Genomic DNA, 22,180 nt, shown 5'->3' with positions numbered 1-22,180 from the left:
CTCGGCCATGGGCTGTAGCTGGCGCTGATCGTTCACCTCGCAGACCACCTCATGCGCCACGATCACGTGGCTTTGCGTCTCCACCGCTGTCTGCAGGTTGTAGCCCGGACGGCTGTCAAGACTGCGCATCGGGCGTGCCTCGGGCTCGCCGTTGACAATGGTGCTGGCACCGCTGCGCATGAGTTGCTGGGCCTGGTTGGCAATGGCACGGCCCTCGGCCTTCAGGCGCTCCAGGGCGGCGCGTACTTCATCTGATTTGCCAGTGCCCCCTTCGGCGCCATCGCTGCCCTGGTCATCCTCTCTGTCCCGCCTGTCCAGCAACCGCAGATAAGCCGCGATCTCCTGCGCGTTGCGCTGCGCCTGGGCGGCCAACTCACACTGGCCCACCACCGCCTTGCGCGAGGCCACCGCCTGCACCTTCGAGCCATCGATGGCCACGGTGGATCCTTGAATCAGCCGGCTGGCCCGCGCGAACTGCACGAAGGCTGCACAGCTGGCCACCAGGGCCGTCGAGTTCTGGCGCCTGAACTCGGCGATGGTCTTGTGATCCGGGGCCAGGCGCCCCAGCAGCCACATGCACTCCACATTGCGATGGCACTCGCGCTCCAGTGCCCGCGAGGAACGGATCGCGCTCAGGTACCCCCAGAGGTACAGCCGCAAGAGATCGCCCGGGTCGTAGGGCGGTGTTCCCAGACGCTGCGCCTGCGCCTTGGCAAAGCCCAGCGCCTTCAGGTCCAGCGCCTGCACCCAGGCGTCCACCACCCGAACCAGTGCTTCCTGACCTACCAGCTCATCGAGCATCAGTGGGAACAACGTCGCCTGTCCCCGCGCCTGTCCGTGTCGATGTCCCATTGGTCAGCCTCCAATGAAAAATGCCCTCCAGACAACGCCTGGAGGGCACTTCTCGCGGACTCAACGCCGACTATTTACACAGACTGCCTGTGGCCGGCTTTTTTTTGCCTTGGCCAATCAGGCCGCGAGTCGCTGCTCGATGGCGGCCCGGGTCTCGGGCAGCTCCTTCGGCAGGTGGTGCTTGAGCTGTTCGAACAGCTCGGCATGCAGCTTCAGCTCGGCCTCCCAGGCGGCCTTGTCGATGCTGGTGACGCTCTTGAACTGTTCGGCGCTGAAGTCCAGGCCGGTCCAATTGAGCTCTTCGTAGCGCGGGCTGACGCCGAACACATGGTCGACGCCCTCGGCCTTGCCCTCGATGCGGTCGATCATCCACTTGAGCACGCGCATGTTCTCGCCATAGCCGGGCCAGACGAACTTGCCGTCGGCGCCCTTGCGGAACCAGTTGGTGGTGAAGATGCGCGGCTGCTTGGCGCCCGAGGCCTCGAGCTTCTTGCCCAGATCGAGCCAGTGCTGGAAGTAGTCGCTCATGTTGTAGCCCATGAAGGCCAGCATCGCGAACGGGTCGCGGCGCACCACGCCCACCTGGCCGACGATGGCGGCGGTGGTCTCGGAGCCCATGGTGGCGGCCATGTAGACGCCTTCGGTCCAGTTGCGGCCTTCGGTGACCAGCGGCACCGTGGTCGAGCGGCGGCCGCCGAAGATGAAGGCATCGATCGGCACGCCGGCCGGATCGTCCCAGGCCGGGTCGAGCGCCGGGTTGTTGGTGGCGGCCACGGTGAAGCGCGAGTTCGGGTGCGCGGCCTTGGCGCCGGTTTCCTTGGCGATGGCCGGGGTCCAGTCCTTGCCCTGCCAGTCGATCAGGTGCTCGGGCAGCTGCTTGCCGGGCACGTCGTCCTCGAGGCCTTCCCACCAGACGTCGCCGTCGTCGGTGAGCGCCACGTTGGTGAAGATCACGTCGCGGTCCAGGCTCTTCAGGCAATTCGGGTTGGTCTTGAGGTTGGTGCCGGGGGCCACGCCGAAGTAGCCGGCTTCGGGGTTGATGGCGTACATGCGGCCATCCTTGCCGGGCTTGATCCAGGCGATGTCGTCGCCGATGGTGGTGACCTTCCAGCCTTCGAAGCCGGCCGGCGGCACGAGCATCGAGAAGTTGGTCTTGCCGCAGGCCGACGGGAACGCGGCGGCCACGTGGTACTTCTTGCCCTCGGGCGAGGTCACGCCGAGGATCAGCATGTGCTCGGCCAGCCAGCCTTCGTCGCGGCCCATGGTCGAGGCGATGCGCAGCGCGAAGCACTTCTTGCCGAGCAGCGCGTTGCCGCCGTAGCCCGAGCCGTAGCTCCAAATCTCGCGCGTCTCGGGGTAGTGGACGATGTACTTGGTCTTGTTGCAGGGCCAGGAGACGTCCTTCTGGCCGGGCTCGAGCGGCGCGCCCACGGTGTGCACGCAGGGCACGAACTCGCCGTCGGCGCCGAGCACGTCGTACACGGCCTTGCCCATGCGGGTCATGATGCGCATGTTGACGGCCACGTAGGGGCTGTCGGAGAGCTCGATGCCGATGTGGGCGATGGGCGAGCCGAGCGGGCCCATGCTGAACGGCACCACGTACATGGTGCGGCCCTTCATGCAGCCGTCGAACAGCGGCTGCAGCGTGGCGCGCATCTCGGCCGGGGCCATCCAGTTGTTGGTGGGGCCGGCGCTTTCCTTCTGCTCGGAGCAAATGAAGGTGCGGTCCTCGACGCGTGCGACGTCGCTCGGGTCGGACAGTGCGAGGAAGGAATCCGGGCGCTTGGCCGGGTTGAGCTTCTTGAAGGTGCCCGCGTCGACCAGTTTCTGGCAGAGGCGGTCGTACTCTTCCTTGCTGCCGTCGCACCAGTAGATGGACTCGGGTTTGCAGAGCGCGGCCATTTCGGCCACCCAGGCAATCAGCTTCGCGTTCTTGACGTATGAGGGTGCCTGAATGGCGAGGCCCTGCATCGTGGGTGCGTTCATCGGAAATCTCCTAAGTTGAAAAATCGTCTTTCCGAACGGGACGCCGTACCGGCATGGCACGGAGGTCCGTTTGAGAAAACGTTTCGCCTCGCGGAGACTGCGTCACCCGGGGCCACCCGGCCCACGGACGAAGACGCAACCGGCTGTCAGGCCAGGTAGACGGCGATCGATGCCAGGAGGAGCATCAGCACCGCGCCTGCCACGGGGAGCACGACGGGCATCAGGTGCACGACCGATTCGACGGCATCTGCTTCAACGGCCGCGGCATGGCCGGGCTCGACGGGAGTGGTGTTGGACATGGGAATACCTCGAATGCACAAAGACGGAAAAACTGCGGGCATTTTACAGATGGACCCCGTCCATCCGGTCTAGGGGGTTCCGAGCCCCCTTTTTCAGTGCTGCTCCTCGGCCTCGAAACCGGCCTCGTGCAGCGCGCCCAGCACGCTCGCGAGGTGGGCCCGTCCGCGGGTCTGCAGCACCAGCTCGATGTCGACGTTCTGCGCCGCCAGCATGGTGAAGGCGCGCTGGTGATGGACTTCGTCGACGTTAGCGCCCGCTTCTGCCACGGTGGCGGTGATCTGGGCCAGCGAGCCCGGCACGTCGCGCGCGCTCACGCGCACGCGGGCGAGCCGGCCGGCGCGCACCATGCCGCGCTCGATGATCGCCGCGAGCAGCAGCGGGTCGATGTTGCCGCCCGAGAGCACCAGCCCCACGCGCTTGCCCTTGAAGCGCTCGGGATGCCGGATCAGCGCCGCCAGGCCGGCCGCGCCGGCGCCCTCGACCAGCGTCTTCTCGATCTCGAGCAGCATCAGCACGCCCTGCTCGATGTCGCCCTCGTCGACAAGCAGCAGGTCGTCGACGTGGCGCGCGATGATCTCGCGCGTCAGCACGCCGGGCGTGCCCACTGCGATGCCTTCGGCGATGGTGCTCTTGCCCTGCAGGTGCTGCGTGCCCTTGACTGCATTCACCATGCCGGGGAAACGCGTGGTCTGCACGCCGACGATCTCGATGCCGGGCCTGCGGTGCCGCGCCGCGACGGCCATGCCGGCGATCAGCCCGCCGCCGCCCACCGACACCACGAGCGTGTCGAGTTCGTGCACCGCATCGAGCATCTCGAGCGCCACGGTGCCCTGGCCCGCGATGATCGCTTCGTCGTCGTAGGGATGCACGAAGCTGAGGCCTTCGCGTTCGGCCAGCTCGAGCGCATGCGCGCGCGCCGCATCGAGCGTGTCGCCATGCAGCACCACTTCGGCCCCGAAGCCGCGCGTGCGCTCGATCTTCACGCCCGGCGTGAAGCGCGGCATCACGATGAGCGCGCGCAGGCCCAGGCGCTCGGCGTGGTAGGCCACACCCTGCGCATGGTTGCCGGCCGACATCGCGATCACGCCGCGGGCGCCGCCCTCGGACAGGTCGACCAGCTTGTTGCAGGCGCCGCGCTCCTTGAACGAGGCGGTGAACTGCAGGTTCTCGAACTTCAGGAACACCTGCGCGCCGACGATCTCGGAGAGCGTGCGCGACTCCACGCAGGGCGTGTCGAGCACCTGGCCCCGCAGGCGCGCCGCGGCACGCTGGATTTCTTCGATTCCAACCATGGCGGGCATTGTGGCTGGAATCGCACCATCAGGGTTTTTACCGTTCCCGCATCTTCCCGAAGCCAAAACTCTGCGCTATGGTCGCTTCAGTAATTTCCTCATGCCAGGAGGTCGGTGGATGGTCAAGCGCGCGGGTGTCGATGTGGTGGCTGCTGCTGTGCGCGGGCAGGCATTGCCGTCGCCCGGGCTCAAGGGCGCGCCGGTGCTGGAGCTCATGTGCTCGCACTTCGTGCTCACGCTGGCCGCCAAGCAGGGCCCGCGCTTCAACGTGCGCCGCGACATCAACGGCCTGCTCTCGCTGACCGGCCGCCACCTGGTGTGGCCGCTCGCGGTGCTGCAGCGGCTGAGCGAGTTCCTCGGCCGGCGCTGCGCGGGCAACGAGGCCTGGAAGGGCGTCGAAGACCTCGACGGCCGCACGCTGCTCGAGCGCCATGGCGTGTGGCGCGGCCCCTATGAGGAAGGCACGCTGTTCTTCTACCTCGACGAGTACGCGAAGGACCATCCCAAGGACCTGCTCTCGGTGCTGTCCGTCACGCGCGACTGGCTCACGCATGCGCTGCGCAAGCAGTCGACGCTGGTCGAGAAGAACATCGATGCGCTCGCCGGCCTGCTGCAGCTCAACAAGGCCGAGCGTGCGCTGCTGCTCTACGGCACGCTCGCGCGCTACCAGCGCGACCTGCGCTCGCTGCTGGTGGAGTTCAAGGTCAACAACGCGCCCGAGGCCTATGCCGCCATCGCCGACATCGCGGGCGTCAATGCAAGCGAAGTCGGCGAGGCGCTGCGTGCGGGGTCGCGGCTCGAGCGCATCGGCCTGGTCGAGAACCTGATCTCCGAGCACAACATCACCGACCTGGCCGATCTCATGAAGGTCAGCGAGAAGCTGCCGCCGGTGCTGATGCGTGAGTACCGCGACCACAACGAGCTCATGGCCGTGTTCACGCGGCCCTCCGCAAAGAGCACGCTCACGCCCCACGATTTCTCCTTCGTCGAGGAAGACGCGCAGATGCTCGTCACGCTGCTGCGTGCGGCCGTGGCGCGCAAGGAGCCTGGCGTCAACGTGCTGCTCTACGGCCCGCCCGGCACGGGCAAGACCGAACTCGCCAAGGTGGTGGCGCAGGCCGCGGGGCTCGATCTGTTCGAGGTCGAGTACGCCGACCGCGACGGCAACTCGCTGTCGGGGCGCGACCGCTACCGCTCGCTACAGATCGCGCAGGTGTTCCTCAAGGGCAGCGCCCAGGCGGCGCTGCTGTTCGACGAGGTGGAAGACGTCTTTCCGCCCATCAGCACCGAGGCCGCGCAGTTCATGGCGCGTGCCGAGCAGGTTCCGGCGCCCCCGAGCGGCAGCGTGAGCGGCAAGGCCTGGGTCAACCAGATCCTCGAGGCCAACCCCGTGCCCACGCTGTGGGTCACCAACCGCATCGAGCAGATCGACCCGGCGTTCCGGCGCCGCTTTGCCTACCACCTCGAACTCAAGTCGCCGCCGCCCGGCGCGCGCGAGCAGCTCGTCAAGAAGACGCTCGACGGCATCGTCGTGTCCGAGGCGTTCACCGCCAAGCTGGCAGAGCGCAAGGGGCTCACGCCCGCGCAGATCCGCACCGCGGTGCGCTTCGCGGGGCTGGCCTGCACCGACGGCGCGTCGATGGAGGCGCTGATCGAGCGCCAGCTGCGCAACGCCGACCTCGCGCTCGGCACGTCCGATGCCGGGCTCGGCGAACGGCGCAACGTCACCACCTACGACCTCGACATGCTCAATGTCGAGACCCGCTTCGAGGTGCCGCGCATCGTCGCGGCGCTGAAGGCGCGCGGCCACGGCACGCTGTGCTTCTATGGCGCGCCGGGCACCGGCAAGACCGCGCTCGCCGAGCACATCGCCCGAGCCATCGGCCGGCCGCTCATCATCAAGCAGGCCAGCGATCTCATGAGCAAGTACGTCGGCGAGACCGAGCAGAACATGGCTGCCATGTTCCGCGAGGCGGAAGCCGAAAAGGCCGTGCTGCTGCTCGACGAGGCCGACAGCTTTCTGCAGGACCGCCGCGGCGCCCAGCGCACCTACGAGGTGACCGAGGTCAACGAGATGCTGCAGGGCATGGAGCGCTTCAACGGCGTGTTCGTGTGCACCACCAACCTGCTCGAACGGCTCGACCAGGCGGCGCTCAGGCGCTTCACGTTCAAGATCAAGTTCATGCCGCTGACCGCGCAGCAGCGCGAGCGCATGTTCGTGACCGAGGCGCTCGCGGGCGATGCCGCGCTGCTCACGGGCGAGACCCGCGCGCGGCTCGCGCAACTGCGCCAGCTGTGCCCGGGCGACTTCGCTGCGGTGAAGCGGCAGACCGACATCCTGGCGGTCGAGTTCTCGGCCGCCGAATTCCTCGACCAGCTCGAGGCCGAACACCGCATCAAGCCCGAGGTGCGCGAATCGCGCGGCATGGGTTTCGTGCAGTAGGTAGCCAGGCAGCAGTGAGCGAACGCCGGCGGGGGGCCGGCCGCACGCAGAAAAAAAGAACACAGGGAACGCAGCGACAGGAGGAGGCTTTCGATGACAGAGCAAAAGACACATGCCGCAGCGGCAGGGGGCATGCCGCGTTTCACTTTATGGCGGTTCGCGGCATTCGCAGGGACGGGCCTGCTTTGCGGCGCGATCGCCGCATGCGGTGGCGGTGGGGGAGGTGGCGGCGGCGGCGGGTTTCCGATCATCCCGGGCGGGGGCAATCCCCCGGTCGGCGACGGCGGCGGCGACGGGCCGGGCGACCCCGATGCGATCGTGGCCTCGGCGAGCGTGGCCGGCCTGTGCGCCGCGCCGCGCGCCGGCACCAATCCCGCGACCGGTGCCGCCTACCCCGACCGGCCCGGCACGCTGACCGACGAGAAGCGGTGGGTGCGCGGCTGGATCGACGAGACCTATCTCTGGTATGGCGAGGTGCCGACCACGCTCAAGGCCGCCGACTACGCCACACCGGTCGCGTATTTCAACGTGCTCAAGACGCCGGCGCTCACGCCCTCGGGGCGCGCGAAGGACCGCTACCACTACGTCGTCGACACCGAGCGCTATCGCCAGCTCTCGGAAGCCGGCGTGTCGCCGAGCTACGGCATCGAGCTTGCCGTGCTGCGCAGTTCGCCGGCGCGCAACATGCGCATCGCCTTCGTCGAGCCGAACTCGCCGGCCGGCAGGGCCGGACTGCCGCGTGGCGCCAAGCTGGTGGAGGCCGACGGCGTCGATGTGGTACGCGCCACCGGCACCGCCAACGTCAACGTGATCAATCGCGCCATCTCGCCGCAAGAAGCCGGCGAGTCGCACACCTTCGTCTTCGAGGTGGGCGGCGTGCGGCAGGCGCCGGTCCAGCTCACGGCCGAGCAGGTCAGGCGCACGCCCGTGCAGTTCGTCAAGAGCATCGACACCGGCAGCGGCCGCGTCGGGTACCTGCTCTTCAACGACCACATCACCACCTCGGAGGCGCAGCTCATCAATGCGGTCAACCAGCTGCGCAACGACGGCGTGCAGGACCTGGTGCTCGACATGCGCTACAACGGCGGCGGGCAGCTCAACATCGCGAGCCGGCTCGCCTACATGGTGTCGGGGCCGGCCGCGACCGACGGCAAGGTCTTCGAGCAACTGGTGTTCAATGACAAGAACCCGTTCCACCTGCTGCCGGCGCAGACGCAGATACCGTTCTACGGCACCAGCCGCACGGGTGCGGCGCTGCCCCGGCTGGGGCTGTCGCGCGTCACCGTGCTCGTCGGTCCGGACACCTGCTCGGCCAGCGAGTCGGTCATCAACGGCCTGCGCGGCGCCGACGTGAGCGTGAACCTGGTCGGCGGTACAACCTGCGGCAAGCCTTACGGCTTCTCGCCGCAGGACAACTGCGGCACCAGCTATTTCGCGATCCAGTTCCAGGGCGTGAACGCGAAGAACTTCGGCGACTACGGCGACGGCTTCCGGCCCGACTGCGCCGTGGCCGACGACTTCGCGCATCCGCTCGGCGACCCGGCCGAGGCGCGGCTCGCCGCGGCCCTGGCGATGCGCAATGGCGGCGCCTGCCCGGCGATATCCGCCAAGACCCTGCCGGGGGTCGAGAAGCCCGGCATGTCGGAAACCGAGCCCTATTTGCGCGACCGCTCGCCGCTGCGCGAGATGCGCGTGCTCGACATGCCGGGCGCGCCGGCAGCACCGGGATGACCGGCGCCGGATTGGCGTAAACCCTGCGGTCTTTCGACTCTCTTGCTGCGCAAGCGCGCGGCCGATAGAGTGGCCTTCATCAGTAGCAAACGTTTGCGCAAACGTTTGGCATTTTGTTCTACACGGCTTCGGCCGCGATGAGGAGACCACGATGAAGATGCGAATCCAGCGCCGCCGGTGGCTCGGCGCGGCCTTGCTCGCCACGGTACTTTCGGCCTGCGGCGGGGGCGGCAGCGGCAACGACGGCTTTGCGCTCGCGCCGGGTTTCGGCGCCGCGCCGCCGCCCGCGCAGAAGATCATCATCGACAGCGACTACAACACCATGAGCGACGACGGCCAGCTCGGCGTGATGGCCGCGCAGCTCCAGGCCGAGGGCAAGGTCGAGGTCCTCGGCATCACCGTGGTGTCGGGCAACAAGTGGCTGCGCCAGGGCGTGGCCGAGGCGCTGAAATCGGTCGAGCGGCTCGGTGTGGGCCACCGCATCCCCGTGTTTGCGGGCGAGAACTACGCCTTCAACCACGACCGGGCTGCGATCGAGGCCGAGCTGGCGGCCGGGGCCGGCGGCGACGGCTATCTGGGCGCCTGGAGCACGCCCGAGCCCAGGACCGACGCCGAGCTGGCGCCGATTCCCGACGGCTTCGCCACGCACACGCGGGTGCAGCCGCGCAGCGCGGTCGACTTCATCATCGACACGGTCAAGGCGCATCCGCACGAGGTGACCCTGCTCGCGATCGGCCCGCTCACCAACATCGCCAAGGCGGTGCAGCGCAGCCCCGAGATCGTGCCGTTGATCAAGCAGATCATCTACATGGGCGGCGCCGTCCATGTGCCCGGCAACACCACCAAGGCGGCGGAGTTCAACTGGTGGTTCGATCCCGACGCCGCGCAGTTCGTGGTGCGGCTGCCGATCCCGCAGGTGGTGGTGCCGCTCGACGTGACCGACACCGTGCTCATGGACAAGGCGATCTACGACCGCATTGCGCACCCGCCCCGCCCCACCGCGGTGACCGAGGCGTTTCGCCAGGAGTGGTTTGCCGCCGACTTCGAGAAGGACCCGAACCACACCTCGAACATCTGGGACACGCTGACCATCGCCTACCTGCTCGATCCCGCCTACGCGACCCAGGTCTCGGAAGAGTACGTGGACGTGATTGCGCGGCCGGGCGATCCCGAGAACGGCCGCTCGGTTGGCTACACGACGCCGCCGGCGGGCGCGCCGCTGCAGAAGATGAAGGTGGTGACGCGTTTCGACAACGCGCGGTTCTTCGCGCTCTACGTGGATCTGCTCACGCGGCCGGTGCCGGTGCGCCTGCCGCGCTGAGGCCGCCTAGAAAGCCGAGCACACCCGCAGCACCTCGCTGCCATAGGCCTCGAGCTTCTTCGTGCCGATGCCGCTGATGCCCTGCAGGTCTTCGAGCGTGGCCGGTGCGCGCTCGGCGATCGCGGCCAGGGTGGCGTCGTGGAAGATCACGTAGGCCGGCAGGTTGTGCTCGCGCGCCACTTCGGCACGCCAGGCCTTGAGCGCCTCGAAGCGCTTCTGGCCCTCGGCGTCGAGGGCGGCCGCGGCCGGTGAGGGCGCGCCGCGCGCGGCCTTCTCGCGCCGCGTCTTGCCGCTGCGTGTGGCGGGCGACGAGATCGATTCGCGCAGCGACACCAGCGTCTCGCCGCGCAGCACCGCGCGCGAGGCTTCGGTGAGCTTGAGCGTGTTGTAGGCCTCGGCATCGACCGCCACGGCGCCGATCGCGATGAGCTGGCGCAGCACGCCGCGCAGCTGCACCTCGCTGAACTCCGCGCCGAGCCCGAAGGTGCTGATGCGCTCGTGCCCGTACTGGCGGACCTTGTCGGTCTCCTTGCCGCGCAGGATGTCCATCACATGGCCCGAACCGAAGCTGATGCCGCTTTGCTGCTGCACGCGGTACACGGTCGACAGCAGCTTGCGCGCCGCATCGGTGCCATCCCACACCTGGGGCGGCGCGATGCAGTTGTCGCAGTTGCCGCAGGGCGTGCTCTTCTCGCCGAAGTAGCCCAGCAGCCGCACGCGCCGGCAGTCGCTCGCCTCGGCCAGCGAGAGCAGCGCGTCGAGCTTGCCGCGCATCACCTGCTTGAACTCCTCGCCCGCGGGGCTCTCGTCGATCATGCGGCGCTGGTTGACCACGTCCTGCAGACCGTAGGTCATCCAGGCATCGGCGGCTGCGCCGTCGCGGCCGGCGCGGCCGGTCTCCTGGTAGTAGCCCTCGATGTTCTTCGGCATGTCGAGGTGCGCCACGAAGCGCACGTCGGGCTTGTCGATGCCCATGCCGAACGCGATGGTCGCGACCATCACGATGCCTTCCTCGCGCAGGAACCGGTCCTGGTGCCGCTGGCGCACCGCTGCGTCCAGGCCCGCGTGGTAGGGCAGGGCATTGATGCCGGCGCCCTGCAGCATCACGGCCACGTCTTCCACGCGCTTGCGCGACTGGCAATAGACCACGCCCGCATCGCCCTCGTGCTCGCGTTCGATGAAGCGCAGCAGCTGCGTGGTCGCGTCCTTCTTCTCGACGATGGTGTAGCGGATGTTCGGCCGGTCGAAGCTCGAGACGAACTGGCGCGCCTCTTCGAGCTGCAGCCGCTCGACGATGTCGGCCCGCGTGAGCGCGTCGGCCGTGGCCGTGAGCGCGATCCGCGGCACGCCGGCATAGCGCTGGTGCAGCACCGTGAGCGCGCGGTACTCGGGGCGGAAGTCGTGGCCCCACTGGCTCACGCAGTGCGCCTCGTCGATCGCGAACAGCGAGAGCTTGCCGCGCGCGGCAAGCGCGTCCATCAGCTCGAGGAAGCGCGGCGTGGTCACGCGCTCGGGCGCGGCGTACAGCAGCGTGATCTCGGCGCGCGCCATGCGGCGCTCGACGTCCTGCGTCTGCTGCCAGTCGAGCGTCGAGTTGAGGAAAGCCGCGTCCACGCCGGCCTCGTGCAGTGCGCCCACCTGGTCGTGCATCAGCGCGATCAGCGGCGAGACCACCACCGCGAGGCCGTGCCCGGCGCGCTGCCGCGCGATGGCCGGGATCTGATAGCACAGCGACTTGCCGCCGCCGGTGGGCATCAGCACCAGCGCATCGCCGCCGGCCACCACATGCTCGACGATGGCTTGCTGCGGCCCGCGGAACTGCGCATAGCCGAAGACCTCGTGGAGGATGTCGGCGGGCGCGCTCGACGTGCTGTGGTCGGCGTCGGAGGGGAGGGGGGCAAGCGAGGACACGGGCGGCAGGCGGGCGGCGGAAGAACGGAACGAACGAAGGAAAAGGCGAAGAGGGAGCGCGGCCGTGGATTGTCCCCCAGCCACCAGGAAATGACCGTGGCACGAGGTTTGCAATCGCAACGCCAGTCTCGAAGCCCTTCTTGTATAGACAGCAAAGTGGTGCATTGTCGTCCTGCCATGCACCGAATAGGTTCTCTCGGGTTATCCTGTATATACAAGTTGGGGCACACGGCAACAATGCGAGGCGCGCGCCACCCGGACGGACGACGGGGGCGCATCGCCGAGCCATCTCTTTCTCAAGAACGGAACCAGGAGTCCCCATGGTCAAGACGCTAGTTGTGAAGATTTCCCCGCTGCTGGCAGCGCTCGCCTGCACCGCAGGCCTGGCCGGCACGGCCGCTGCGCAGGAAACCAAGATTGCGCTCGGCATGTCGGGCTGGACCGGCTTTGCGCCGCTCACGCTGGCCGACAAGGCGGGCATCTTCAAGAAGAACGGCCTCGACGTCGAGATCAAGATGATCCCGCAGAAGGACCGGCACCTTGCGCTGGCCGCGGGCGCGATCCAGTGCGCCGCCACCACCGTGGAAACGCATGTGGCCTGGAACGCCAACGGCGTGCCGATCGTGCAGATCTTCCAGATGGACAAGTCCTACGGCGCCGATGGCATCGCGGTGCGCAACGACGTGAAGAGCTTCGCCGACCTCAAGGGCAAGACCATCGGCGTGAGCGCGCCCGGCACCGCGCCGTACTTCGGCCTGGCCTGGATGCTCAACAAGAACGGCATGACCTTGAAGGACGTGAAGACCGTCTCGCTCGAGCCGCAGCCCGCCGCGCAGGCCTTCGTGGCCGGCCAGAACGACGCGGCCATGACGTACGAGCCGTACCTGTCGACCGTGCGCGCCAATCCGGCGGCCGGCAAGATCCTGGCCACCACGCTCGACTACCCGATGGTGATGGACACCGTGGGCTGCGCGCCGACCTGGCTCAAGGCCAACCCCAAGGCCGCCGCCGCGCTCACCAAGTCGTACTTCGATGCGCTCGAGATGATCAAGGCCGACCCGGCCAAGTCGAACGAGATCATGGGCTCGGCCGTCAAGCAGAGCGGCGAGCAGTTCGCCAAGTCGTCGGCCTACCTGCGTTGGCAGGACAAGGCCGCGAACCAGAAGTTCTTCGCAGGCGAGCTCATGAGCTTCATGAAGGAGGCCACGACGATCCTGCTCGAAGCCGGCGTGATCCGCAAGGCGCCCGAAGACTACGCCGCCACCTTCGATGCCAGTTTCGTCAAGTAAGGCCCTGCCGCCGATGGCGCCACGCGCGGCGCCTGCCGGCGAGGTCACGCAGCCCGCAGGGGCCGCGCCCGCCGCAACGGCACCGCCCCTGCGGCGGCGCCGCGCATTCGCGCCGCTCGAACCCATCGGCGCGCGTGCGCGGGTGCTGCTCGGGCTCGGCTTCTTCGTGGTGTTCGTGCTCGCGTGGTCCGTCGCCACGCTCGGTGGCTTCGTCTCGCCGACCTTCCTCGCAAGTCCGCCGACCATGGTCAAGGAAGGCTGGCTGCTCTTCACCGAGTACGGCTTCAGCCTGGACGTGGGCATGACGGTCTGGCGCGTGTTCGGCGGCTTCGTGCTGGCGGCCGTGTTCGCGGTGCCGCTGGGCATCGCCATGGGCACGTGGAAGACGGTCGAGGCCTTCTTCGAGCCCTTCGTCTCGTTCTGCCGCTACCTGCCGGCCTCGGCCTTCATCCCGCTGCTCATCCTCTGGGCCGGGCTCGGCGAAATGCAGAAGCTGCTCGTGATCTTCATCGGCTCGTTCTTCCAGATCGTGCTGATGGTGGCCGTCACCGTGGGCGGTGCGCGGCGCGACCTCGTCGAGGCGGCGTACACGCTGGGCGCCAAGAGCCGCGGCATCGTCGCGCGCGTGCTCATCCCCAGTGCCGCGCCGGGCATCGCCGAGTCGCTGCGCCTGGTGCTCGGCTGGGCCTGGACCTACGTGATCGTGGCGGAGCTGATCGGCTCGTCCTCGGGCATCGGCCACATGATCACCGACAGCCAGGCGCTCCTGAACACCGGCCAGATCATCTTCGGGATCATCGTGATCGGCGTCATCGGGCTGGTGTCCGACTTCGCTTTCAAGGCGCTCAACCGCCGCCTCTTCGCCTGGGCCGCACTGTGAAGACGATGATGAACAACCAGCTTTCGATCCAGGGCGTGTCGCGCGTCTTCACCGGTGCCAAGGGGCAGAGCACGCAGGCGCTGCTGCCGATCGATTTCGAGGTGCGCGAGAACGACTTCGTCACCATCCTCGGGCCTTCGGGCTGCGGCAAGTCGACGCTGCTGCGCATCGTCGCGGGGCTCGACTTTCCCACCACCGGCCAGGTGCTGCTCGACGGCGAGCGCATCGAGGGGCCGGGTGCCGACCGCGGCGTGGTGTTCCAGAGCTACACGCTGTTCCCCTGGCTCACGGTGGCCCAGAACATCCGCTTCGGCCTGCGCGAGCGCGGCATGAGCGAAGCCGAGCAGAAGGAGCGCAGCGCGTTCTTCATCGCCAAGGTGGGCCTGCGCGGCTTCGAGAACCACTATCCGAAGCAGCTCTCGGGCGGCATGCAGCAGCGCACCGCCATTGCGCGCGCGCTCGCCAACGACCCCAAGATGCTGCTGCTCGACGAGCCCTTCGGCGCACTCGACAACCAGACCCGGGTGCTGATGCAGGAACTGCTGCTCGGCATCTGGGAATCGGCGCAGAAGACGGTGCTGTTCGTCACGCACGACATCGACGAGGCCATCTTCATGGCCAACCGCGTGGCCGTGTTCAGCGCCAGGCCGGGCCGCATCAAGACCGAGATCGCGGTCGACTTCCCGCATCCGCGCAAGTACACGATCAAGACCTCGCCCGAGTTCATGGCCATCAAGGCGCGCCTGACCGAAGAGATCCGGGCCGAGTCGATGGCGGCTGCGGAGCATTGAGATGAGTCACCTGGCCGCGTGGGCTCCTCGTCTTCTTTCTCCCTCCCCCTCTGGGGAAGGGCAGGGGTGGGGGCACGACGGCCCCGGGCGATACGAAGCGCCTGATTGGCGCGCTGCCCCCATCCCCGCCTTCCCCCAGGGGCGGAAGGCGCAAGACCAGACAGGGGCCGCACGATGAAACGCGACCTGCCGTCCCTCGCGCTCTATGCGCAGGTCAAGGACCACATCTCGCGCAAGATCCAGGACGGCACCTGGCCGGCCGGCCATCGCCTGCCGTCCGAGAGCGAGCTGGTCGCGCAGTTCGGCATCTCGCGCATGACGGTGAACCGCGCACTGCGCGAGCTCGTGGCGCAGGGGCGCATCGTGCGCATGGCCGGCGTCGGCAGCTTCGTGGCCGAGACCAAGCCGCAGTCCACGCTGCTGCAGATCGCCAACATCGCGAGCGAGATCCGCCAGCGCGGCCACGACTACCGCTGCGAGATGCTCGCCGTCGAGCGCCTCGCGGCCTCGCCCGACGTGGCCGCCTGGCTCGACATGCGCGCGGGCAGCTCGGTGTTCCACAGCGTCTGCCTGCACCTGGACAACGACACGCCGGTGCAGCTCGAGGAGCGCTACGTCAACCCGCAGGTCGTGCCCGACTACCTCGCGCAGGACTTCGCCGCGGTGCCGCCCAGCGAATACCTCGTGCGCCACGTGCCCTTCGACCAGATCGAGCATGTCGTCGATGCCGTGCTGCCCACACCCGAACAGGCCGGCCACCTCGCGATGGCGCCCGCCGACCCCTGCCTGCTGCTGACGCGCCGCACCTGGACGCGCAACATCCCGGTGACGTGGGTGCGCTGTCTGCACCCGGCCTCGCGCTACAGCCTGGGCAGCCGCTTTCGCGCCGACGGCAATCCTTCATTCGGCTGAGCCCGCGACGGCAACCAAAGTCTTCTGACGCAACCACTTGTATAGACAGGTTCACATGGCCCAACCTTCCACTCCCGCCACCCTGACCCTCATGCCCGGCCAGGTCGACCTTGCGATGCTGCGCCGCATCCACCAGCACAGCGGCCTGCGCCTTGCCCTCGATCCGTCGGTGCAGGAAGGCATGGCCCGTGCCGAAGCCGCCGTGCGCCGCATCGTCGAGAACGACGAGGTGGTCTACGGCATCAACACCGGCTTCGGCAAGCTCGCGAGCACGCGCATCGGCAACGACCACCTGGCCGACCTGCAGCGCAACCTCGTGCTCTCGCACAGCGTGGGCACGGGCGAGCCGCTGGCCGCGCCGGTGGTGCGGCTGGTACTCGCCACCAAGGCCGTGAGCCTGGCCCGCGGCCATTCGGGCGTGCGGCCCGCGCTCGTCGATGCGCTGCTGGCGCTCTTCAATGCGGGCGTGATGCCGCGCATCCCGTGCAAGGGCTCGGTCGGCGCCTCGGGCGACCTCGCGCCGCTCGCGCACATGGCCTGCGTGCTGATCGGCGAAGGGGAAGCGACCCTGCCCGACGGCCGCGTGGTCGGCGGTGCCGAGGCGATGCGCAGCGTGGGCCTCGAACCCTTCGTCCTCGGCCCCAAGGAAGGCCTGGCGCTGCTCAACGGCACGCAGGTGTCGACCGCGCTCGCGCTCGCGGGTCTTTTCGGTGCCGAGAACGTGTTCGCCTCGGCCTTGATGTCGGGCGCGCTGTCGCTCGAGGCGATCCAGGGGTCGATCAAGCCCTTCGACGCGCGCATCCATGCGGCGCGCGGCCAGCCGGGGCAGATGGCGGTCGCGGCGGCGGTGCGCACGCTGCTCGACGGCAGCGAGATCGTGCCCTCGCACGCCGACTGCGGGCGCGTGCAGGACCCGTATTCGGTGCGCTGCATTCCGCAAGTGATGGGCGCCTGCCTCGACAACCTCGCGCATGCCGCGCGCGTGTTGGCGATCGAAGCCAATGCGGCATCGGACAACCCACTGGTGTTCTGCGACACCGGCGAAGTGATCTCGGGCGGCAACTTCCACGCCGAGCCGGTGGCCTTCGCGGCCGACATCATTGCGTTGGCCGTGAGCGAAGTGGGCGCGATAGCCGAGCGCCGCATCGCGCTCTTGCTCGACACGGGCCTGTCGGGCCTGCCGCCGTTCCTGGTGCACGACGGCGGCCTGAATTCGGGCTTCATGATCGCGCAGGTCACGGCCGCGGCCCTTGCGTCGGAGAACAAGTCGCTCGCGCATCCCGCGAGCGTCGACAGCCTGCCCACGTCGGCCAACCAGGAAGACCATGTGTCGATGGCCACTTTCGCGGCGCGCCGGCTCGGCGACATGGTGAACAACACGGCGGTCGTGGTGGGCATCGAAGCGATGGCCGCCGCGCAGGGCATCGAACTCAAACGCGGCGTGGCCCCCGGCGGCGGGCTCAAGAGCTCCGCGCTGGTCGAAGCCGAATTCGCCAACATCCGCCAGAAGGTCGCCTTCCTCGAGCGCGACCGCTACCTCGCGCCCGACATCGAAGCCATGCGCCAGTGGGCGCTCGCGGCCGAGCTGCCGCGCGCGCTGCGCGACATCCTTCCCAGCCATTCCTGAAACTGGAGATCCACCGATGAATGCTCCCGACACCCTCGCGCTGCAAGGCGCCGACCCCCGCCACGACCCGACGCGCGTGATCCGCGCCCCGCGCGGCAGCCAACTGAACTGCAAGAGTTGGCTGACCGAGGCGCCTTTCCGCATGCTGCAGAACAACCTCGACGCCGAGGTCGCCGAGCGGCCGCAGGACCTCGTGGTCTATGGCGGCATCGGCCGCGCCGCACGCAACTGGGAATGCTTCGACCAGATCCTCGCGTCGCTCAAGGAGCTGGACGACGACGAGACGCTGCTGATCCAGTCGGGCAAGCCGGTCGGCGTGTTCAAGACGCACCCGGATGCGCCGCGCGTGCTGCTCGCCAACTCGAACCTCGTGCCCAAGTGGGCCAACTGGGAGCACTTCAACGAGCTCGACCGCCTCGGCCTCTTCATGTACGGCCAGATGACCGCGGGCAGCTGGATCTACATCGGCAGCCAGGGCATCGTGCAGGGCACCTTCGAGACCTTCGTCGAGGCCGGCCGCCAGCACTACGGCAACAGCCTCGCGGGCAAGTGGATCCTGACGGCCGGCCTGGGCGGCATGGGCGGCGCGCAGCCGCTCGCGGCCACGCTCGCGGGCGCGGTGTCGCTCAACATCGAATGCCAGCAGTCGAGCATCGACTTCCGCCTGCGCACGCGCTACGTCGACAAGCAGGCGCGCGACATCGACCATGCGCTCGAACTCATCCGACAGCACTGCGATGCGAAGGAGGCGGTGTCGATCGCACTGCTCGGCAACGCGGCCGATGTGCTGCCCGAACTGGTCAAGCGCGCGAAGGCCGGCGGCATCCGGCCCGACCTCGTGACCGACCAGACCTCCGCGCACGACCTGATCAACGGCTACCTGCCCGCGGGCTGGAGCGTTCCGCAGTGGCAAGCAGCGATGAAGGACCCGTCGCAGCACGACGCCCTCCGGACCGCCGCCGCCAAGTCGTGCGCCGTGCATGTGCAGGCCATGCTCGACTTCCAGGCCATGGGCATTCCCACGGTCGACTACGGCAACAACATCCGCCAGGTCGCGTTCGACGAGGGTGTGGGCAATGCCTTCGACTTCCCGGGTTTCGTGCCGGCCTACATCCGGCCGCTGTTCTGCGAGGGCAAGGGCCCGTTCCGCTGGGTGGCGCTCTCGGGCGACCCCGAAGACATCTACAAGACCGATGCCAAGATCAAGGAACTGTTCCCCGACAACACCCACACCCACCGCTGGCTCGACATGGCGCGCGAGCGCATCGCCTTCCAGGGCCTGCCCGCGCGCATCTGCTGGCTGGGCCTCGGCGAGCGCCACATCGCGGGGCTGGCATTCAACGAGATGGTGAAGAACGGCGAACTCAAGGCGCCCATCGTCATCGGCCGCGACCACCTCGACACCGGCTCGGTCGCGAGCCCCAACCGCGAGACCGAAGCGATGAAGGACGGCACCGATGCGGTGTCCGACTGGCCGCTGCTCAACGCGCTGCTCAATACCGCCGGCGGCGCGACCTGGGTCAGCCTGCACCACGGCGGCGGCGTCGGCATGGGCTATTCGCAGCATTCGGGCGTGGTGATCGTCTGCGACGGCACCGATGCGGCGGCGAAGCGCATCGCGCGCGTGCTCTGGAACGACCCCGCCAGCGGCGTCATGCGCCATGCCGATGCGGGCTACGACATTGCCGTCGCCACCGCGAGGAAGCAGGGGCTCAAGCTGCCGATGGTCCGCTGAGGGCGCGCGTTGCGGCCGACAAAGGTAAGCCGAAGGTAGGAAGAAAAACCCAGCCAATTCCCATTCAATGGGAATGAAGCCTTGGACGTGGGAACGGCCGGCCAGATACTGCAGACCGCATTCCGCCACTCCATCCGACGCCCACGCCCTTTCCGATGACGCCGCCGACCGATGCCTCCGCCCACAACGACCGCGCACTGCGCGTGCTGTCGGTGCTGGCGCAGTGCAATTCGGCCCTGACCGCGGCGCAGCTGGTGGAGGAAACCGGCTTGTCGAAGAGCACGCTCTATCGGCAGATCGCGATGCTGCGGCGCTGGGGCTTCGTGATGGAGTCCGACGGGCGCTATTCGCCGGGCCCGGTGAGCGTGCAGCTCGCGAGCGGCTTCGACGGCAACTCCGACCTCGTGATGGCCGCGCGTGCCGACATGCGCGCGCTCGCGCAGCAGAGCCATGAAAGCGTCGCGCTGGTCACGGCCGTGAACGACCGCGTGGTGTGCCTCGAGATGATCGACAGCGAGCATTCGCTGCGCTGCTCGTTCGACCGCGGCCGCAGCGTGCCGGCGCGCGACGGCGCGAGCGCCAAGTGCCTGCTGGCCCACATGCCGGCCGAGCAGCGCGATGCGCTGCTCGACGCGCTCGGCGAACCGCCTGAACAACGCGCGCGGCGCGCCAGCGAACTCGACGCGATCCGCGAGGCTGGCTACGCGGTGACGCAGGGCGAGGTCGATGCCGGCGTCTGGGGTGCCAGCGCACCGCTGCTCGCAGCCAACCGGCGCCTGCGCGGAGCGATCACGCTGATGGCGCCGCTCACGCGCGTCGAAGGCATGGAAGCTGCATTGCGCCACATGGCCGTCGTCACAGCGGCGCGCATCTCTCGCGCGCTGCAGTAGCCCGCAGCGCGCGCACCCCTCGTCTTTCCCTTTTTTCTAACCACGAAAGCTCCTCAACATGAACACCCGTCGCACCCTCGTCGCCGCCGCACTCGCCGGCCTCGCCTTCTTCGGTCTTGCCGGCGCTGCACAAGCGCAGGGCGAGCCGCTGCGCGTGGCCACTGATGCCACCTTCCCGCCGATGGAGTTCGTCGAGAACGGCAAGCGCACGGGTTTCGACGTGGAGCTGGTCGAGGCCATCGGCAAGACCCTGGGCCGCAAGGTCGAATGGATCGACATCGACTTCAAGGGCCTGATCCCCGGACTGATCTCGCGCCGCTTCGACATGGCCGTGTCGGCAATCTACATCACCGAAGAGCGCAGGAAGGTCGTCGACTTCACCGCGCCCTACTACGCGGGCGGCCTCGTCGTGATGGTGAAGGAGGGCAACACGTCGATCCAGAAGCCGGCCGACATCAACGGCAAGAAGGTCAGCGTGCAGGTGGGCACCAAGTCGGTCGCCTTCACGAAGGAGAAGTACCCGCAGGTGCAGCTGCTCGAAGTCGAGAAGAACCAGGAGATGTTCAACCTCGTCGACATCGGCCGCGCCGATGCCGCCGTGACCGGCAAGCCTGCCGCCTACCAGTACGTGCGCACGCGCGGCGGCCTCAAGGTGCTGCCCGAGCAGATCACCACCGAGGAATACGGCATGGCGATCCGCAAGGACACGCCCGAGCTCACCAAGGCGGTGAACGGCGCGATCGAGAAGCTCAAGGCCGACGGCACCTATGCGCAGATCGTGAACAAGTGGTTCAACAGCAGCGCCAAGTAAGCGCGCCATGGATCTGGATTTCTCGCCGGTCTGGCAGGGCTGGCCCGCGCTGCTTCGCGGCGCGCTCGTCACCGTGGAGATCACCGCCTGCGCGCTGCTGCTGGGCTGCGTGGTCGGCCTGCTGGTCGGCATCGGCCGACTGAACCCGAAGCGGCGCTGGCTCTACGGCATCTGCACCGCCTATGTGGCGGCCATCCGCGGCACGCCGCTCCTGGTGCAGCTGTTCATCCTGTTCTTCGGCCTGCCGCATTTCGGCATCCTGCTGCCCGCCTTCCTGTGCGGCGTGCTGGGGCTCGGCGTGTATTCGGGCGCCTATGTGTCGGAGATCGTGCGCGGTGCCATCCAGTCGATCGACCGCGGCCAGACGATGGCGGCGCAGTCGCTCGGCATGACGCCGGGCGTGGCGATGCGCGAGATCGTGCTGCCGCAGGCGGTGATCCGCATGATCCCGCCGCTCGGCAACGAGTTCATCGCGCTCATCAAGAACTCGGCGCTGGTGTCGCTGCTCACCATTCACGACGTGATGCACGAGGGGCAGAAGATCATCAGCGTGTCGTACCGCTCGCTCGAGGTCTACCTGGCCATCGCGCTCGTGTACTTCGTGCTCACGGGCACGATGACGCTGGTGCTCCGGCACTTCGAGCGCAAGCTGGGGCAGGGCGGGCTGGTGCGATGAGCGTCGCGTCTGATTCGGTATTTCTCCCTCCCCTTCCGGGGGAGGGCCGGGGTGGGGGCACGACGGCCTTGCCCCTTGCGCGGCGCTCGTTGGGCGCTGCCCCCATCCCAGCCTTCCCCCGGGAGGGGAAGGAGCAAGAGGGCCGGTCATGAAAAGCGTGCAGCGCTTTTCCCGCGCCACGCTCCCCGCCGCGCCCTGGAAGAACGGCGGCGGCACCACGCAGGAGATCGCGAGCTGGCCGCCGGGCGCGGGGCTCGACGGCTTCGGCTGGCGCGCGAGCATCGCGACCATCGCGCAGCCCGGCCCGTTCTCGGTCTTCGCGGGCATCGACCGCCAGATCATGCTGCTCGAAGGCGACGGCGTGCGCCTCTTCACGCACGACGCGCGCATCGACCACCGGCTCGACGTGCCGCACCGGCCGTTCGCCTTTCGCGGCGACGAGGCTATCGATTGCACGCTGCTCGGCGGCGCCTCGAACGACTTCAATGTGATGGTGCGCCGCGGCCAGTGGCGCGCCGAGCTGCAGCTGCTCGACGACGCTGCAACCATCGCGCCCGCGCCGCATGGCGTGCTGCTCGCGCTGCGCGGTGCCTGGCGCATCGGCGACGCCCATTGCGCCGAAGGCGAGGGCCTGTACTGGACCGACGAGCACACGGCGGCATGGCAGGCCGTACCCGCCGAGCCCGGTGCACGGCTTCTCGCGGTGCGCATCATGCCGGCGTAAGCTGCGGAA

18 protein-coding genes are annotated in these 22,180 nt (G+C 68.3%); 13 read left to right on the top strand and 5 right to left on the bottom strand.

The genetic code is table 11. The annotated features are described in order from the left end of the window. The 4 genes from AC3A6G_RS26845 to AC3A6G_RS26830 form a co-directional block, all read right to left on the bottom strand. The coding region (locus AC3A6G_RS26845; RefSeq protein WP_487875033.1) for a transposase at positions 1–852 on the bottom strand (852 nt) is incomplete at its 3' end. Positions 853–969: 117 nt separating this feature from the next. Then, on the bottom strand, positions 970–2,838 hold the full coding sequence (locus AC3A6G_RS26840) for a phosphoenolpyruvate carboxykinase (GTP) (RefSeq protein ID WP_487875032.1): 1,869 nt from the start codon (positions 2,836–2,838) through the stop codon (positions 970–972). Positions 2,839–2,984: 146 nt separating this feature from the next. Beyond that, positions 2,985–3,137, bottom strand: a complete 153-nt coding sequence (locus AC3A6G_RS26835; protein ID WP_487860644.1) for a hypothetical protein — start codon at positions 3,135–3,137, stop codon at positions 2,985–2,987. A 93-nt stretch (positions 3,138–3,230) separates the two neighbouring features. Continuing rightward, the gene (locus tag AC3A6G_RS26830; RefSeq protein WP_487875031.1) at positions 3,231–4,430 is read right to left on the bottom strand and encodes a threonine ammonia-lyase; all 1,200 of its coding nucleotides are present in this window, start codon (positions 4,428–4,430) and stop codon (positions 3,231–3,233) included. Between the two features lie 118 nt (positions 4,431–4,548). Between AC3A6G_RS26830 and AC3A6G_RS26825 the strand changes: the two genes are divergently transcribed. From AC3A6G_RS26825 to AC3A6G_RS26815, 3 genes are all read left to right on the top strand, one after another. Beyond that, positions 4,549–6,873 (top strand): ATP-binding protein, encoded by a 2,325-nt coding sequence (locus tag AC3A6G_RS26825; RefSeq protein ID WP_487875030.1) that lies wholly within the window; start codon positions 4,549–4,551, stop codon positions 6,871–6,873. 93 nt (positions 6,874–6,966) lie between these two features. After that, on the top strand, positions 6,967–8,604 hold the full coding sequence (locus AC3A6G_RS26820) for a S41 family peptidase (protein ID WP_487875029.1): 1,638 nt from the start codon (positions 6,967–6,969) through the stop codon (positions 8,602–8,604). Between the two features lie 151 nt (positions 8,605–8,755). After that, positions 8,756–9,925: a nucleoside hydrolase gene (locus AC3A6G_RS26815; protein ID WP_487875028.1), complete on the top strand. Its 1,170-nt coding sequence runs from the start codon at positions 8,756–8,758 to the stop codon at positions 9,923–9,925. 6 nt (positions 9,926–9,931) lie between these two features. Here the strand turns inward: AC3A6G_RS26815 and recQ are convergent, their stop codons facing one another. After that, positions 9,932–11,836 (bottom strand): DNA helicase RecQ, encoded by a 1,905-nt coding sequence (recQ, locus tag AC3A6G_RS26810; RefSeq protein ID WP_487875027.1) that lies wholly within the window; start codon positions 11,834–11,836, stop codon positions 9,932–9,934. Between the two features lie 320 nt (positions 11,837–12,156). Between recQ and AC3A6G_RS26805 the strand changes: the two genes are divergently transcribed. The 10 genes from AC3A6G_RS26805 (at position 12,157) to AC3A6G_RS26760 (ending at position 22,171) form a co-directional block, all read left to right on the top strand. Continuing rightward, on the top strand, positions 12,157–13,125 hold the full coding sequence (locus AC3A6G_RS26805; protein WP_487860639.1) for an ABC transporter substrate-binding protein: 969 nt from the start codon (positions 12,157–12,159) through the stop codon (positions 13,123–13,125). Between the two features lie 13 nt (positions 13,126–13,138). Further along, complete coding sequence (locus AC3A6G_RS26800; RefSeq protein WP_487875026.1) at positions 13,139–14,005, top strand: ABC transporter permease; 867 nt, start codon at positions 13,139–13,141, stop codon at positions 14,003–14,005. Positions 14,006–14,013: 8 nt separating this feature from the next. Beyond that, positions 14,014–14,796, top strand: coding sequence for an ABC transporter ATP-binding protein (locus tag AC3A6G_RS26795; RefSeq protein ID WP_487875025.1), 783 nt, complete (start codon positions 14,014–14,016; stop codon positions 14,794–14,796). A gap of 174 nt (positions 14,797–14,970) precedes the next feature. Further along, positions 14,971–15,708 (top strand): histidine utilization transcriptional repressor HutC, encoded by a 738-nt coding sequence (gene hutC / locus AC3A6G_RS26790; RefSeq protein ID WP_487875024.1) that lies wholly within the window; start codon positions 14,971–14,973, stop codon positions 15,706–15,708. 55 nt (positions 15,709–15,763) lie between these two features. After that, positions 15,764–17,335 (top strand): histidine ammonia-lyase, encoded by a 1,572-nt coding sequence (hutH, locus tag AC3A6G_RS26785; protein ID WP_487875023.1) that lies wholly within the window; start codon positions 15,764–15,766, stop codon positions 17,333–17,335. Positions 17,336–17,351: 16 nt separating this feature from the next. Continuing rightward, positions 17,352–19,070, top strand: a complete 1,719-nt coding sequence (gene hutU / locus AC3A6G_RS26780; protein WP_487875022.1) for a urocanate hydratase — start codon at positions 17,352–17,354, stop codon at positions 19,068–19,070. A gap of 155 nt (positions 19,071–19,225) precedes the next feature. Further along, positions 19,226–19,960 carry an IclR family transcriptional regulator gene (locus AC3A6G_RS26775; protein WP_487875021.1) on the top strand — a complete coding sequence of 245 codons (735 nt, stop codon included), beginning with the start codon at positions 19,226–19,228 and terminating at the stop codon, positions 19,958–19,960. Positions 19,961–20,018: 58 nt separating this feature from the next. Then, positions 20,019–20,771 carry a transporter substrate-binding domain-containing protein gene (locus AC3A6G_RS26770; RefSeq protein WP_487860632.1) on the top strand — a complete coding sequence of 251 codons (753 nt, stop codon included), beginning with the start codon at positions 20,019–20,021 and terminating at the stop codon, positions 20,769–20,771. Between the two features lie 7 nt (positions 20,772–20,778). Next, positions 20,779–21,447, top strand: coding sequence for an amino acid ABC transporter permease (locus AC3A6G_RS26765; RefSeq protein WP_487865949.1), 669 nt, complete (start codon positions 20,779–20,781; stop codon positions 21,445–21,447). Between the two features lie 148 nt (positions 21,448–21,595). Further along, complete coding sequence (locus tag AC3A6G_RS26760) at positions 21,596–22,171, top strand: HutD/Ves family protein (RefSeq protein WP_487875020.1); 576 nt, start codon at positions 21,596–21,598, stop codon at positions 22,169–22,171. The last annotated feature ends 9 nt before the right edge of the window (positions 22,172–22,180 follow it).

This window comes from Variovorax sp. Soil_C_26, assembly GCF_057657075.1.
Note: the sequence above shows the minus strand (reverse complement) of the source record. Positions and strands in the feature narration are given on the sequence as shown.

Bases quoted from the DNA above. Each gene is read 5' to 3' on its own strand.
- AC3A6G_RS26840 (WP_487875032.1), bottom strand. From the start codon at position 2,838: ATGAACGCACCCACGATGCAGGGCCTCGCCATTCAGGCACCCTCATAC.
- AC3A6G_RS26835 (WP_487860644.1), bottom strand. From the start codon at position 3,137: ATGTCCAACACCACTCCCGTCGAGCCCGGCCATGCCGCGGCCGTTGAA.
- AC3A6G_RS26830 (WP_487875031.1), bottom strand. From the start codon at position 4,430: ATGGTTGGAATCGAAGAAATCCAGCGTGCCGCGGCGCGCCTGCGGGGC.
- AC3A6G_RS26825 (WP_487875030.1), top strand. From the start codon at position 4,549: ATGGTCAAGCGCGCGGGTGTCGATGTGGTGGCTGCTGCTGTGCGCGGG.
- AC3A6G_RS26820 (WP_487875029.1), top strand. From the start codon at position 6,967: ATGACAGAGCAAAAGACACATGCCGCAGCGGCAGGGGGCATGCCGCGT.
- AC3A6G_RS26815 (WP_487875028.1), top strand. From the start codon at position 8,756: ATGAAGATGCGAATCCAGCGCCGCCGGTGGCTCGGCGCGGCCTTGCTC.
- AC3A6G_RS26805 (WP_487860639.1), top strand. From the start codon at position 12,157: ATGGTCAAGACGCTAGTTGTGAAGATTTCCCCGCTGCTGGCAGCGCTC.
- AC3A6G_RS26800 (WP_487875026.1), top strand. From the start codon at position 13,139: ATGGCGCCACGCGCGGCGCCTGCCGGCGAGGTCACGCAGCCCGCAGGG.
- AC3A6G_RS26795 (WP_487875025.1), top strand. From the start codon at position 14,014: ATGAACAACCAGCTTTCGATCCAGGGCGTGTCGCGCGTCTTCACCGGT.
- hutC (WP_487875024.1), top strand. From the start codon at position 14,971: ATGAAACGCGACCTGCCGTCCCTCGCGCTCTATGCGCAGGTCAAGGAC.
- hutH (WP_487875023.1), top strand. From the start codon at position 15,764: ATGGCCCAACCTTCCACTCCCGCCACCCTGACCCTCATGCCCGGCCAG.
- hutU (WP_487875022.1), top strand. From the start codon at position 17,352: ATGAATGCTCCCGACACCCTCGCGCTGCAAGGCGCCGACCCCCGCCAC.
- AC3A6G_RS26775 (WP_487875021.1), top strand. From the start codon at position 19,226: ATGACGCCGCCGACCGATGCCTCCGCCCACAACGACCGCGCACTGCGC.
- AC3A6G_RS26770 (WP_487860632.1), top strand. From the start codon at position 20,019: ATGAACACCCGTCGCACCCTCGTCGCCGCCGCACTCGCCGGCCTCGCC.
- AC3A6G_RS26765 (WP_487865949.1), top strand. From the start codon at position 20,779: ATGGATCTGGATTTCTCGCCGGTCTGGCAGGGCTGGCCCGCGCTGCTT.
- AC3A6G_RS26760 (WP_487875020.1), top strand. From the start codon at position 21,596: ATGAAAAGCGTGCAGCGCTTTTCCCGCGCCACGCTCCCCGCCGCGCCC.